Annotated in this window: 14 protein-coding genes and 1 pseudogene; 2 read left to right on the top strand and 13 right to left on the bottom strand. The window is 44.6% G+C overall.

Annotated features, from left to right (window positions below):
- Both FW758_RS13740 and FW758_RS13735 read left to right on the top strand, forming a co-directional pair.
- Positions 1-1,314: pseudogene (locus FW758_RS13740) on the top strand (flagellar hook-length control protein FliK); the annotation flags it as partial.
- Between the two features lie 57 nt (positions 1,315-1,371).
- Positions 1,372-1,680: an EscU/YscU/HrcU family type III secretion system export apparatus switch protein gene (locus FW758_RS13735; RefSeq protein ID WP_446445683.1), complete on the top strand. Its 309-nt coding sequence runs from the start codon at positions 1,372-1,374 to the stop codon at positions 1,678-1,680.
- 68 nt (positions 1,681-1,748) lie between these two features.
- Here FW758_RS13735 and FW758_RS13730 read toward each other — a convergent pair whose 3' ends face one another.
- The 13 genes from FW758_RS13730 to flhA form a co-directional block, all read right to left on the bottom strand.
- A complete protein-coding gene (locus tag FW758_RS13730; RefSeq protein WP_446445682.1) occupies positions 1,749-2,147 on the bottom strand; it encodes a DUF2802 domain-containing protein in 399 nt (132 codons plus the stop codon).
- Positions 2,148-2,375: 228 nt separating this feature from the next.
- Positions 2,376-2,870 (bottom strand): chemotaxis protein CheW, encoded by a 495-nt coding sequence (locus FW758_RS13725; RefSeq protein ID WP_006082380.1) that lies wholly within the window; start codon positions 2,868-2,870, stop codon positions 2,376-2,378.
- A gap of 7 nt (positions 2,871-2,877) precedes the next feature.
- Entirely contained in the window at positions 2,878-3,888 is a 1,011-nt protein-coding gene (locus FW758_RS13720; RefSeq protein WP_446445681.1) for a chemotaxis protein CheW, read from the bottom strand.
- A complete protein-coding gene (locus FW758_RS13715) occupies positions 3,872-4,663 on the bottom strand; it encodes a ParA family protein (RefSeq protein WP_446445680.1) in 792 nt (263 codons plus the stop codon). Before FW758_RS13715 ends, FW758_RS13720 begins: the two co-directional genes overlap by 17 nt.
- Positions 4,664-4,731: 68 nt before the next feature.
- The gene (locus FW758_RS13710) at positions 4,732-5,259 is read right to left on the bottom strand and encodes a membrane anchored protein in chemotaxis locus (RefSeq protein WP_446445679.1); all 528 of its coding nucleotides are present in this window, start codon (positions 5,257-5,259) and stop codon (positions 4,732-4,734) included.
- A gap of 13 nt (positions 5,260-5,272) precedes the next feature.
- A complete protein-coding gene (locus tag FW758_RS13705; protein ID WP_259521776.1) occupies positions 5,273-6,400 on the bottom strand; it encodes a protein-glutamate methylesterase/protein-glutamine glutaminase in 1,128 nt (375 codons plus the stop codon).
- A 20-nt stretch (positions 6,401-6,420) separates the two neighbouring features.
- Complete coding sequence (locus FW758_RS13700; protein WP_446445678.1) at positions 6,421-8,661, bottom strand: chemotaxis protein CheW; 2,241 nt, start codon at positions 8,659-8,661, stop codon at positions 6,421-6,423.
- 15 nt (positions 8,662-8,676) lie between these two features.
- The gene (locus FW758_RS13695; protein ID WP_446445677.1) at positions 8,677-9,414 is read right to left on the bottom strand and encodes a protein phosphatase CheZ; all 738 of its coding nucleotides are present in this window, start codon (positions 9,412-9,414) and stop codon (positions 8,677-8,679) included.
- A gap of 13 nt (positions 9,415-9,427) precedes the next feature.
- Complete coding sequence (gene cheY, locus FW758_RS13690; RefSeq protein WP_007649667.1) at positions 9,428-9,811, bottom strand: chemotaxis response regulator CheY; 384 nt, start codon at positions 9,809-9,811, stop codon at positions 9,428-9,430.
- A gap of 47 nt (positions 9,812-9,858) precedes the next feature.
- Positions 9,859-10,572, bottom strand: a complete 714-nt coding sequence (locus FW758_RS13685) for an RNA polymerase sigma factor FliA (protein WP_446445676.1) — start codon at positions 10,570-10,572, stop codon at positions 9,859-9,861.
- Positions 10,565-11,446 (bottom strand): MinD/ParA family protein, encoded by an 882-nt coding sequence (locus FW758_RS13680; protein WP_006082389.1) that lies wholly within the window; start codon positions 11,444-11,446, stop codon positions 10,565-10,567. The genes FW758_RS13685 and FW758_RS13680 overlap by 8 nt, the downstream gene beginning before the upstream one ends.
- 4 nt (positions 11,447-11,450) lie before the next feature.
- Positions 11,451-12,833, bottom strand: a complete 1,383-nt coding sequence (gene flhF, locus FW758_RS13675) for a flagellar biosynthesis protein FlhF (RefSeq protein WP_006085604.1) — start codon at positions 12,831-12,833, stop codon at positions 11,451-11,453.
- An 11-nt stretch (positions 12,834-12,844) separates the two neighbouring features.
- A complete protein-coding gene (gene flhA / locus FW758_RS13670; protein WP_006085606.1) occupies positions 12,845-14,944 on the bottom strand; it encodes a flagellar biosynthesis protein FlhA in 2,100 nt (699 codons plus the stop codon).
- Positions 14,945-15,117: the final 173 nt, after the last annotated feature.

Below are 15,117 nucleotides of genomic sequence, written 5' to 3'. Positions count from 1 at the left end.
ACGCAGGCAACGCAGGCAACGCAGGCAACGCAGGCAACGCAGGCAACGCAGGCAACTAAAACAAATGATGCTATGCCTGTCAAAGTAACAATGCCAACTATGTTGAGTACTCGCGGCTCAAATCAGGTACTCGCTACGCCAGCTGTTCTGATTAATTCAACACAATCACAAATAAATCAACCTAGCTCTTCCACCGCAACCATAGAGGAAACAACAAGGAACTCATCCCCATTGGGATCTAGCCTTACAACGGTATCGGTAAATGTCCCGTCTCAAGACCCTAAGGTTAATAATGCGTTGGTAATGCAAAACCCCAAGAGTTTGGCTCCAACACCTCCGCTTACCAATGTAGCCACTAATATTGGTGCTCAGAATGAAGAAGCTGTGGAGGAAATTGCTGCGGTGAGTCCAAAAAATATTTTAGGGCTCAATACGCAAAAAAATGAACAGCATGGGAATGATACCAAAACTGACAGCAGTATAAAGGTTGCTGATGTTTTGCAAAAAGCATTCAATAAAGCGGGAGCACTTCCTGTTGAACTATCTCGTTCTAACAACAGCTCAAATTTAGCCTCAGAGTTGTTAAAGCACTTACCGCATATAGGATTACCACCACTGAGCCAGCTAAATGATTTAGATGAGCTTAAAGCCAATATTCTCGGACTAGCAAGTCTTAACCTTGCCGCACCTCAGTCAAATCAAGCCTCAATGTTTATGAATGCGAGTGCGATTACCTCACTATTTCAACTGCTACTAGGCTTTAAAGCTAATAATAGTTCGAATTCAATGAGTAAGAAGCTCGCAGATTATCTTGAGCAACTACAAGCCAAAGTTGGCTTTTCCGCTAAACAACTTGGCCAACTGAGCAAAGCAGGCGGTCTTGATAGCATGGGACAACTAGCCTCTAACTTGCATTTATATCAACAGGCAAGCAATGAGAGCGCGGGCAATTTAGTGTGGTTCTTTGTCCTACCCTATGGCATTAACCAACGTCATGAGCAACTGGAAGGGAAATTTGAGCAAGAAGCGGATCCTGATGATCCAGAGAAAAAAGCCGGATGGCGTTTACAGCTCAAATTTAATTTAGCACAAGGTCCGCTACTAATTGCAGCTCAACAGCACAATCAACAATTGGATATCCAGTTTAAAGGCAATAGCCAAATGCTACTTAATAAGGTCAACAACTTTTTAACGCCCTTAAGCCAAAAATTGTCACAGCTAGGGTTTACGCCAGGTGAACTCTCGACGCAAATAGCGCAAGTGCCAGCAACCTTATTACCGGGTGATCATTTCCTCGTAAAGACAAAAGCTTAGCTAGAAAAAATACCTAAGCAGACATTGAATCCATCATCTAATTTTAGGAAGAACCAAATGAACGAAGAGAGTGAACCGAAGCAAGCTGTCGCGCTGAGCTACGATGGGCGTAACGCGCCTAAAATTGTGGCTACTGGTGAAGGGCTTATCGCAGAAGAGATTATTGCGCTAGCCAAGGCTAACGGTGTGTATATCCATCAAGATCCCCATCTAAGCCATTTTCTACAGTTGTTAGAGCTAGGAGAGGAAATTCCTAAGGAGCTTTATCTGCTTATCGCCGAACTGATCGCATTTGTGTATATGCTCGACGGTAAGTTTCCCGAGCAATGGAATAATATGCATCAAAAAATTGTTGAGAAGGCATAAAATAAAAAGCTAATTTTGGCAAATTAGCTTTGAGAGTTAAACAAAGTATCACTATCAATTCTATGCGATCATTTGCGATGAAGTCGGATCAACAGCTCAGCTTCCGCTTTAGGTAGTTCGCATTCTTTAATCAACTCATCCACACCAGCGCCAAGCGCGACCATTTTCATGGCTCGAGTATAAAGTTTTGCCTGTGGATCCTGCTGAGTTGTCTCTTCTATCCGTTCTGACAGTTGAAGTAGGCGTTTTTCTAACTCAATCACACGCCGACCGACTCCGATAGTGCCACTGCGCAACTCTTGCAACTCACGCTTAAATGACTCTCGCTGACGATCACCTTCTTTGACTAAAACGGTTAACGCTTCGACCTTGCTTCTTAGTTTGCTCAATTGTTTTTGTAAAAAGAGTACTAATCCTAAGCATGCGATGACATAGACTAACGCTGCGATCAAAAATTCATCGCCCATTAAAAATCCTTATACTCACTCATAGCCATAAATTAGCAGGCATTCCAACTGAGTTATCTATTCCAAAGTGCTGTACTTAAATGACTCAATATCATTAGCCATTGTTCAAACCGCGATAAAATACTTTGTCTATCCATAAATCGTAAAGACGTAGAATCATCGATTTATTCGCAAATACACAAAATAGCTGAATGAATTGATATCATTCAGCCTTATCTCGCTAATTGATTAAATCTGAGTCAATTCGGCCCATTCTTCATCGGATAATAACTTGTCGAGATCGACTAAGATGAGTAATTCATTGTCGCGATTACTCACACCTTGAATGAATTTAGCACTCTCTTCCGTTCCGACATTTGGTGCATTGTCGATTTCTGAGCGGCGTAAATAAACCACTTCGGCAACACTATCCACTAAGATGCCTATGACTTGCTTTTCAGCTTCGATGATAACGATTCGAGTTGAGTCATCAACTTCGGCAGACTGCAATCCAAAACGTGAGCGGGTATCAATAACTGTGACAACGTTACCACGTAAGTTAATGATGCCTAATACGTAATAAGGCGCACCGGGCACGGGAGCGATTTCAGTGTAACGCAATACTTCCTGCACTTGCATTACGTTAATACCGTAAGTTTCATGGTCTAACTTAAAGGTAACCCATTGTAATACTGCATCATCTTTACTTGCAGCGACTGCTGCTACATTTCTTGTATCTTTCATGTTTACCTCAACCAATTGAGTCCTGACAACCTAAACCCGCATTAAGCATTTCAACTAAGGCTTGTACGTGCAAAATGCCACACATCTGCTCTTTCACTACACCCGCTAACCAAGGGCGCTTGCCTGCTTGACTACGCCAGTTGACTTGCGATTTATTAATTTTTACCGCATTGACCAAGGACTCACAAGTTAATCCCCAGTTACTACCTTCTAATAATACAAGATATTGATAATTTACCGATTGCGCCAGTTTATCTGAGTATTTTTCTGGCATAACCCACGCACAAGTGTCAACAATGTTCAATTGCTCCTCCCTATGCGTCTGTACACCGAGAAACCATGCGGGTCGGCCAAAGATGTGGTTTATCCGCTCAATTTTAACTATTCCGCCTAAACTGACCAAAGGCACCGCCAATGTCAGCCCTGCTACTTTAAAGAATAGTACCTGAAACTCATCATCGAGCACTTCTTGCAAATCTTTTGTCACGCTAGGAGGCGTAATGCCGACTTGTGTTTCGGGCACAACCACTGGCTCAACGACTTTTTCAGCAATTATTTCATCAACAACCGCTTCATCAATAACAGGCTTGGCTTGCGGTACTTCCACCACAACGGGTTGAACATCAACTGCAGGCGTAACTTCAACAAGAGGTGGCGTCGGTGCTAATGTTTGAGTCTTAAGTACAGGCGCCAACAATTTTTCTAGCGCTTGCTTGTTCACTTGAGAAGCAATCTTACTTACTGGAGCAACAAACTCATGTTGTCTTGGCGTTGCTTTTGGCTGCAACTGTACCGCCGGCGTTATCGTCCTATCTAGAGCTTGTGATGCAGTCGTACGACCATTTTCAGCCAAGATTGCGGCATCAAGCAATGCAGCCTCCGTTTGATTAACGGCCACACTTTGATTTGAGTCTGCTGTTACAATGCTTTGAGAGGAAACAACCTGACTTGGAGTGTCGTCTTCCTGCAGCAATAATGCGAAAAAATCAAAAACAGTTTCATCAACCGATTTTGACATGGCCAAACTCCCCAACTAATAAGAAATCTAATAATCTTTCATAGGCTTTGACGCCACGACAACCACTCGCATAATGCGATGCTGGTAAATGTGCCAAACTGGCATCTCTAAACTTAGTGTCGACAGGAATAACGTCCTTCCACAGGGTTTCACTGTATTCAGCACCAAGCACTTGCAAAGCGGCGGGTGACGCCTTGGTACGTTTATCATACATAGTGGGCACGACGGTGTAGCTGTAACGCGTCTTCTTCGAGCGCCCCATCAACTCCATCGTTTTAATCATCCGCTCTAGCCCTTTAATGGCAAGAAACTCAGTCTGCACGGGAATAATAATATGCTGACTTGCCGCAAGGGCATTTACCATTAAAACGCCAAGCACGGGGGGGCAATCAACGATAGCCACATCATAATCATCAGCAACTAGCGCTAATAAATTACGCAGTACTAATCCCATTCCCTCTTGATGGCCTAAGGCTCTGTCCAAAGTTGCAAGTCCCATAGTGGCAGGCAATAAATCGAGACCATCGACTAAGGTTGGTACTAAATGGGATAAAACGAGTTCTTTGGAAAGGCTTTTATGGGCCAGAAACACATCAAATAAAGAGCCTGGAACCTCTTCAGAATCAATGCCTAAGTAATAACCTAGCGAAGCGTGTGGATCGGTGTCTATCATAAGCACACGCTTGCCGCGCTTAGCCAATGTTCCCGCTAAACTCGCTACCGTTGTGGTTTTACCTACGCCACCTTTTTGATTCGCTATGGTCCAGACTTTCAAGAAGTGACCCCCATATTAATTGATTAAATGCTAATGAATGAGAATATTGAGCCCACACATTCCAAAGGTTACTGCTCTTTTCTCGTCGTTACTCGAATACCACCATTCGGTAAACTAATCACTTTAACACCATCGGCATTTTCAGAAATCACCACAGGTAGCATCTGTGCATTTTTCGGTTCAATTGGCGAAATAGCAGCCTTAACTTCTGCTTCTGCTTCTGGCGTCTGCAGCAGTGTCGGTACTAAAGGTTGCTGATTAGCGTTATCCTTCGCCGTATCCATCGCTGCACTTTGTTTACCCAGCAAAGGCGGGACACTAATTTGCGTAGATTCTGGACCTATCGCAACAGCCTTTTGCTCACCAGGAGCAGCCAATTGCAGCATAGCTTTAGTCTGCTCAGGGTGAGACGCTAACCAAGTTGCAATAGCCTCAGCTTGTTCATCAGGGACCATTAACAGCACCTGAGTCGATTCCAAACGTTTTATATCTTCTCGCAACAAACTATTTTTGTGCCGATAATCGAGACTCAAGGCGCCAAGACACAAAATAGCAATAGCCATAAGCAAGATGATGAGCACACTATTTGTGCTCATCGGATTTTGACTCTTAGACACGAACAGACTCTTTTAAAATGCATTCAGCCATGTTGTCTAAGGCAATCGACTGAGTGGCAATACCTGCACTAGCGACAGCCTGTGGCATACCATAAACCACACAACTGGCTTCATCCTGTGCCCAAATGGTCGCACCAACCGCTTTCAACATACGGGCACCTTCTCTGCCATCCGCGCCCATACCGGTTAATACAACAGCAAGCACGTCACCGCTAAAGGCTTTGGAGGCAGAAGCAAAGGTGATATCAACACAAGGCTTATAGTTCATGTCCGCACTACCAGCGATGACCTTTAATCGACCACTACCTCCGGTACGTTCAACCATCATTTGCATACCGCCAGGCGCTAAATACGCACAACCTGGTTTAAGAAGATCGCCATTAGCGGCCTCTTTTACATCAATCTTACATAAGCCATTCAAACGACTTGCAAATGCTGGCGTAAAAGCTGCGGGCATATGCTGAATTAATAAAATCGGATGCGGATAGTTTGCCGGGAATTGGGTAAGAATTTTTTGCAAGGCAACTGGACCACCAGTAGATGTGCCGATCAGCAGTAATTTATACTGCTTACCACTTGCACGAATCGACGCTGCAGTTGAGGTCCTCACAGGAGCAGTGGCTGGAGTATGCGACGCTATACTCGTTGTCCCTAAAACGCTACTTGTTGGACGCACGCTAGGTGTTGAAGCTACGACAGGACGTGCAATAGGACGAAACATTCTGCGGCGTCCCAATGCCTTAACTCTCTGCTGCAACAATAAAATAGCATCATCTTTATTGGTAGCAATGTCTTCAAAACGTTTAGGTAGAAAATCTAACGCACCAGCATCTAAAGCGTCTAACGTTGCTTTAGCGCCATCATGGGTTAAAGAAGAAAACATCAAGATCGGAGTCGGACATTTAGCCATGATTTCACGGACGGCAGTAATGCCATCCATCACGGGCATCTCAATATCCATAGTGATAACTTGAGGATTAAGCTCAGCAGCCATCTTCACCGCTTCGGCCCCATTTGAGGCCGTCGCGATAACTTCCAGTTCAGGATCTTGATTGACTATTTCACTAACACGTCGTCTGAAAAAACTTGAGTCATCAACGACTAATACTTTAATGGCCATTCCATTCCTTAGCTTGGAAACTAATTCTTACTTTTCGCATAATGCTTTAACAATCCAGGGACATCTAATATCAGTGCGATACCACCATCCGATGTAATCGTCGCGCCAGCCATCCCAGGAGTGCCATGTAACATAGCGCCAAGGGGTTTAATCACCACCTCTTCTTGGCCTATTAGGGCATCGACCACAAAACCAATTTGCATCATACCTAATTGTACAATCACCACATGACCATGCTTTTTATCGCCATGTTTAAAAGTGGTTTTGTTTCTATGCAGCCAGTGCTCCAAATAGAACAAAGGCACAGCCTTGTTACGCACTATGACGGTGAGTTGTCCGTCGACGATATTGGTCTTGGTGAGATCGAGATGGAATATCTCGTTCACGCTAGACAGAGGTAATGCAAACACTTGTTTAGCGACATCAACCATTAAGGTTGGCATAATCGCCAGCGTTAACGGTACTTTAATCTCAAGTATCGTGCCCTTACCTTTCATAGAATCAATATGCACTGTGCCGTTAAGCTGAGTGATACGGGTTTTTACCACGTCCATCCCAACGCCACGACCAGAAATATCTGAAATCTCGACCTTAGTTGAAAAACCGGGCGCAAAAATCAAATTATACGCTTCACTGTCAGTCATTCGCGAAGCTGAATCTTCATCGAGCACACCACGTGTTATCGCGATTTTTTTCAGTTTTTCAGGGTCCATACCTGCGCCATCGTCTTCGATTTTTAGCAGTATATGGTCACCTTCCTGACTTGCAGATAAGGTAATCGTACCCGTTCTCGGCTTGCCGTTGGCTTCACGCTCATTTGGCATTTCAATACCGTGATCCACCGAGTTACGCACTAAGTGGACGAGTGGATCGGCAAGCGCTTCAACTAAGTTTTTATCTAGATCGGTTTCTTCACCGACCATGATCAAATCAATTTCTTTATTGAGTGTACGCGCAAGATCACGTACTACCCGAGGGAAACGACCAAACACTTTCTTGATCGGTTGCATACGGGTTTTCATCACCGCGCCTTGCAAATCGGCAGTCACGAGATCTAAGTTCGCAAGGGCCTTAGACATTTCCTCATCATCACGACTGATGCCTAAGCTCACTAATCGATTACGCACTAACACTAACTCGCCCACCATATTCATGATTTGGTCGAGTCGTGCAGTATCAACACGTACTGTAGTTTCACCTTGAGGCACATTTGCTGAACTTGCTTTAGCTGGCGCTTTCTCAACAACCGCAATGTCCACTTTCGGTTTTGCGGCAACTACAGGGACTGGAGCAGGCGCAGCAGCTTTTACTGGTACGGGAGTCGCAACTTTAGGTGCTGCAGTCGAAGCTGGCGTTACTGATGCAGTAGGCGCTTTTACTTCTGCTTTTGCAGGGGCCGCATTTTTACCATGGAGTTCATCGAGTAATCTTTCAAACTCATCATCAGTAATTTCATCGGCATCCACTATCGGTTGAGGCGTGGGAGCCGAAGCGACCTTTGGTTTAGCTGGCACTTCTTCCTCTGCTTTAAACTTGCCTGAACCATGCAGTTCATCAAGCAATGCCTCAAACTCATCATCAGTGATGTCATCACCCGATGCTGAAGGCGCTTTAACTGGCGCTGCTGGCTTAGCGACCACTGGTTCAGACGCCACAGCGGTAGCAGCCGCGGGGCCTTTTCCAGAGCCATGAAGCGCATCTAACAAAGCTTCAAATTCAGCATCGTTGATATCATCAATACTTGAAGATGAGCTATTACTTATCTCTGAGGGAATGTCTTGTGGGACGGGAGTTTCAACAATGGCTTCAACGATAGGCTCTGGCTCGACAACTTCTACCACTTCTGCAGACGCAACTTCAGATGGCAATAGCGCACCTGAACTCAGCATTTTAAGTCTAGACAACAGGCCTGACTCAGCGGGATCTTGTTGTTCGCCCTGCTGCGTTTGAGCAAACATGGTATTAATAGCATCAACAGCCTGCAAAATAATATCCATCAGCTCTGCGTTTACGCTGCGTTTGCCTGTGCGCAATAGATCGAAGGTATTTTCAGCCTCATGACACACATCGACCATGGGAGTTAAGCTAAGAAAGCCTGCGCCACCTTTAACGGTATGAAACCCTCGGAAAATGGCGTTTAGCAAGTTTGTGTCATCAGGATTATTTTCAAGCGCAACGAGTTGCTCTTGCAGAAGCTCTAAAATTTCACCGGCTTCGATTAAAAAGTCCTGGAGTATCTCTTCATCTACATCAAAGGCCATCAAATTGACTCCCAGTTAGAAACCCAGACTCGATAGAAGATCATCCACTTCGTCTTGACCCGTTACTACATCTTGACGAAGCTCGGCATTCATTATCGGCCCTTCCGCTTCAATATTATTTTTCTGAGCAATCTGAGTTTCAATCATAGGTTGCTCACCAAATACCGTCAGCATAGAAACCAGATTACTTTCAACTTCCATTACTAGATCAATAACACGACGGATTATTTGTCCTGTTAAGTCTTGAAAATCTTGCGCCATCAAAATTTGATTCAGCAATTCACGTAATCGAGTCGAGTCATTTGCACTACGGGACATAAGATCTTGGACATCGTGACAAAGAACCTTAAAGTCACTTAAGACTATCTCGCGTCGCATTAATCTGTCCCAAGATGGCATGACTTTTTGAATATTAACCGTTACGGCATTGGCCAAAGGTAAACATTCTTCAACCGCATCCATGGTTTTATTTGCCGCTTGTTCAGTCATGTCAATAACGTAATTTAAACGTTGCTTGGCATCGGGAATTTCTGTATTGGCTAATTCAGAAAGACGATTATCAACTTGAAAATCCATCAGCGCACTATGAAGTTGCCGAGTTAATTTCCCTACTTCTTCGAATAATTCTCGTTGCAATGGAGCTGCAAGCTCCCGAAATAAATCATCTGCCTGACTTTGCTCACCTGCACTTAATAATTCAACAAAGTGCTGAGCTTGCTCGAGCGTGATGAGCCCTGATGTTTGTGACTTCATAGCTCATCCTTGCTCAAGCGAGTCGTTCGAATATTTTATCTAACTTCTCTTTCAGCGTTGCAGCGGTAAAAGGCTTAACCACATATCCATTCACTCCCGCTTGAGCGGCAGCAATAATCTGTTCACGTTTTGCTTCAGCAGTTACCATTAATACGGGTAAATGCTTTAGCGAATCATCTGCGCGAATTGCTTTTAACAGATCGATCCCTTGCATGCCGGGCATATTCCAATCTGTAACAACAAAATCAAAATCCCCCTTTTGCAACATCGGCAGGGCTGTTGAGCCATCGTCTGCTTCTTGGGTGTTGTTAAACCCCAAGTCTCGCAACAAGTTCTTGATGATACGCCTCATTGTCGAAAAATCGTCAACAATGAGAATCTTCATATTCTTGTCCAAGGTTTCCTCCGGTGAGCTGACATTCTGTGCTCGATTAATAATTATACTTATGTCCAGTGCTTGAGTTTAGCTTTCAATCGCAACATTGCCTGACTTAATATCTGGCTAACCCGCGATTCACTGACTTCAAGAATGGCGCCAATCTCTTTTAAATTCAATGCTTCATCGTAGTACAGGGATAACACTAATGCATCTCTTTCAGGCAATAATTTAATTGCCTCAACCAGAGCAGAATGAAATTGGTTCTCAGCTAATACTTCAAATGAATCATCATCGGACCGATCACTCACTGTAAGTATATCCTGAGATACGCCTAAGTCTTCTATCCCTATGATTTTTCCGACAGAAACATCGTTAAGAATATGATGGTACTCATCGAGCGTCATATCAAGTTTTTCTGCAATTTCTGTGTCGCGTGCATCACGACCCAGCGCTTGCTCTAACTCATCTATAGCGTGTGCAACCTTGCGGTTGTTACGATGAACGGAACGAGGGACCCAATCGCCGCGGCGAATTTCATCTAACATGGCCCCACGTATGCGTATGCCGGCGAAGGTTTCAAATTTCGCACCCTTGCCACCATCAAACTTGGATGATGCTTCTAATAACCCCATCATCCCAGCTTGGAGTAAATCATCTAACTGCACGGAGGCAGGTAGTCTGGCGAGTAAATGATGCGCAATTCTTTTAACCAACGGAGCATACTGTTCAACGATCGACGATTTATTGTCTAAACAAGTATACGCAGCGGCTTTATTCACTCGTTTTTTCCTCTTGAAAATCTGGTCGTTGTACTAAACGCTCAACGAAAAACTCCAAATGCCCACCAGGTTGCTGCGGTACAGGCCAGCTTAGAATTTTATTTGCCAACCCTTGATACGCAATCGCTGCTGGTGATTTAGGATAAGCTTCAACCACCAATTTTTGTTTACGAACTGATTTACGTAAGTTTTCGTCAAATGGGATTGTTGCAACCAATTCAAGGGCTACATCCAAAAATCTGTCGGTCACTTTACTGAGTTTAGCAAATAATTCCATACCTTCGCGTAAACTACGCACCATATTGGCAACTATTTTAAAACGGAACACGCCATGCTCACGGCTGAGGATTTTTATCAGGGCATAGGCATCGGTAATTGATGTGGGTTCATCACAAACAACGACCAGCACATCCTGCGATGCACGTGAGAAACTGAGCACCATATCTGAAATCCCAGCAGCAGTATCTACGACTAGAATATCAAACTGAGTCCGCATCTCACTAAATGCGCGAATTAACCCGGCATGTTGCGCTGGACTTAATTCCACCATCCCTTGTGTTCCTGAAGTGGCTGGCACTATGCCAATCCCTTTAGGGCCACGAACGATAATATCGTCAAGCTCTGCATCACCAGAGAGGACATGGGAGAGGTTACGCTCGGCACGAATACCCAGCATGACATCGACGTTTGCTAAGCCAAGGTCAGCATCAAGTACCAAGACACGCTTGCCTTTTTCGGCTAATGCCACAGCTGTATTAATGGAAACGCTGGTTTTACCAACGCCACCTTTACCACCTGTGACCGCGATTACTTTCACTTTTTCGTTATAGGGTTGATTCATCATACGTAAACCACTTGCTTGATCCAGGGTCATAAATCTACTCAAATGCACAGGCCATATTATCTGACCACGCTGTGTCTTGTAATGATTGTTGTTCTGTACTATCTAACGCTGCGAGTGCCTGCTGGGCTAAATCTAAGGTATCCGCAACTTTCATATCTTCAGGAACTCTTTGTCCATCAGTAACATAACTTAATGGTAATCCGTTTTGGATCAACACACTTAATGCCCCTGCTAACGACACAGATTCATCGAGTTTTGTGAGAACGACACCAGATAGGGGAATGCGTTTAAAATGATTGACTGCATCTTGCAGCACACGGCGCTGTCCTGTCGCAGACAGTACCAGATAACTGCGGATAGGTATCCTGCTATTTGCAGTTAAATTATCAAGTTGCTGGTAAAGACGCATATCTCGTTGTCCCATGCCAGCCGTATCTATCAATACTAGCTTGCGATTCCTAAACTGATAGAGAATTTGCTCTAATTCATTCAGATCATGAGCTTGCTTTACTGGGCAGCCCATTATTTTGCCATAAGTTGCTAATTGCTCATAGGCTCCGATACGATAATGATCTGTCGTTATCAAAGCCACATGCTCAGCACCATGATGGGCAGCAAAACGGGCAGCAAGTTTCGCTAATGACGTGGTTTTACCCACACCGGTTGGACCCACTAATGCAACCACTCCGCCCTGTTTAACAATATCATCACCTTGATTATCAAGCATGTTAGCGAGACTTTGAGGTAAAGCTCGAACTAATTCTGCAGGCGTATAGTGTTGGCTCAGCGCCGCTAATTTGTTCGCAACCGCAGGGGAGAATTCAGCCTCAAGTAACTTGGCCTCGAGCATAGCACCGACGGGGTCGATGCGTTTTTTATGTTCTGTCATCAAAGAGGACACTTGGTGTGTCAATAAATTACGCAATGAGGCTAACTCATCACGCATTGCCTCAATATCTGCGCTTTGTTTCTGTGATGTCTGTGGCTTCTTATCAAACGTAGCAGGCGCTTCGCGACGCTCCACTTTTGCCGCAACCGGAGCTTGTAACCCCTTTGCCCATGCGGGTAACGCTGCATCAACTTGCTGATGCGACATCTGTTGATTCAAACGACTTTGCTGCTTCTCTAACAAGGCTTGTAATGAGTCAGCAGGTGCCGCAGGCTTTGCACGGGTTTCTACTCGTACTGGCTGTTTAGCACCCAAGGACACAAGGTCGTCACTCACGTCCATAAAGGTTGGCGCTGGCGCAGTAGCTGCGGTTTTCGCTTTAGGTTCGTCATAGTCAACGGCGGCGACAATTTCGATGCCCCCATTCACTTTCTTATTTGACATAATGACGGCATCTGAGCCGAGTGTTTCTTTCACTTGGGCCAGTGCGGCGCGCATGTCTTTGGCAAAAAATCGTTTAATCTTCACTTATGCGTCCTCTACTGGCCGACTGCAGATACGATACGTATTTGCTTCTCATCAGGTATTTCTTGATATGAAATGACTCTGAGATTAGGAATAGTATGTTTAACAAAGCGTGACAGCGTCGCGCGTAACATACCTGACGTCAACAATATGGCAGGTTGTCCGACCATTTCTTGCTTCTGAGCCGCATCGGCAAGAGACTGCTGCATGCGTTCTGCAAGACCGGGTTCAATGTTAGGACCATCACCACCGGTTGCTTGCATTGACTGATGCAACATCTGTTCCAACTCTGGCGCCAAAGTTATGACGGGGATTTCGAGCTCTGGGCCTGAAATTTCCTGAACGATCATACGTTTCAACGCGATACGAACTGCAGCGGTCAAGACTTCAGTGTCATTACTCTTAGTGCCGTATTCTAACAAAGTTTGCACTATAGTACGCAAGTCTCTGACTGAAACCCCTTCATTTAACAGGTTCTGCATCACTTTTACGACATGTCCTAACGGCATGACATCAGGAATAAAGCCATCCACCAGCTTAGGCGAGTGTTTCGCAAGCATATCCATCAGTTGTTGCACTTCTTCGTATCCTAACAACTTAGCAGCATTATTGGTCAGCAATTGACTAATATGGGTTGCCACAACCGTAGCTGCATCAACAACGGTATAACCTAATGTTTGTGCATGCTCACGTAATTCAGGGGCAATCCATACTGCTTCCAGACCGAAAGCCGGATCGCGCGTTTCAATACCGTCAAGCTTGCCATAGACTTGGCCGGGATTAATCGCCAATTCACAATCGTGACGAATATCCGCCTCACCAACAACTACGCCCATTAGAGAAATGCGGTAGGCATTAGGTGACAAATCTAAGTTATCGCGAATATGCACCGCAGGCACTAAGAAGCCCAACTCTTGCGATAACTTCTTACGGACTCCTTTGATACGGCTTAATAACTCGCCACCTTGGCCCTTATCGACCAGTGGGATCAAGCGATATCCAACCTCAAGCCCAATAGTATCAACATGATGCACATCGTCCCAACCCAGTTCTTTAGGCTCTTTATCTTGTCTCTCTACAGGGCCTGATTTAACAAGTTCTAAGGCTTTAATGCGTTTTGATTCATTACGCTTATAGACAAAATAGGCAGCACCTGCAGTAATAAAGGCGAAGCTTAAGAACGCCATATGTGGCATGCCAGGAACAATACCCATGACAAATAACACTCCGGCGGCGATACCCAATGATTTATGACTGTCAAACATCTGACTCATCATCATTTGGCCCATATCGCCCGATTCATTTTGACGGGTTACCATCAAGGCGGCAGCGATTGACAGTAATAAGCCTGGGATCTGCGCCACCAGACCATCACCGATAGTCAGCAAGGTATAAATTTCAACCGCTTCAGAGAAACTTAAGCCATGCTGAACAATCCCTATGATGAAACCACCTAAGATGTTTATCACTAAAATCATGATACCCGCAACGGCATCACCTTTTACGAATTTTGAAGCACCATCCATCGCGCCATAAAAATCAGCTTCACGAGTCACTTCGGCGCGACGTATTCTTGCTTGGTCTTGGTTTAAGGTTCCAGCATTTAAATCGGCATCAATTGCCATTTGCTTACCTGGCATAGCGTCCAAGGTAAAGCGGGCGCTCACTTCTGCGATACGACCAGCACCTTTAGTCACCACCGCAAAGTTGATAATAATCAAAATGATAAAAACAACTAAACCAACGGCATAGTTACCGCCAATCACCACAGAACCGAAGGCTTCAATCACCTTACCTGCCGCATCACCACCATTATGGCCTTCGAGTAATACCACACGAGTTGAAGCGACGTTGAGTGCAAGTCGTAGTAATGTCGCCACCAGCAATACAGTTGGAAAAGCGGCGAAATCTAATGGTCTATCGGTATAAATAGCGACTAACAATACGATGAGCGCTAAGGCAATGTTGAATGAGAAAAGTATGTCTAATAGAAATGGAGGGATAGGTAAAACAATCATGGCCAATGCAGCAAGCACAACCATAGGCGTACCAATGCCTTTGAATGAGCTCAGCCGCATTTGTTTTACTTGACCAAGAGTCGCTTTAACATCCATTCGCTATAACCTAAATTTTGACGTGTAATAAGCGAAAAGCAAAAAACGCGCCAACAAAATAAATCAGACTAATTAAGAAAAATTATACCAGTGACTTATTGATATAAAGAAGAAATAACAGTGGAATATCCATACAAAGTGACATTGTCTGACTTTCGCTCACGATTGTCAGA

The sequence above is a fragment of the Shewanella sp. 1180_01 genome, assembly GCF_052850535.1.
Note: the sequence above shows the minus strand (reverse complement) of the source record. Positions and strands in the feature narration are given on the sequence as shown.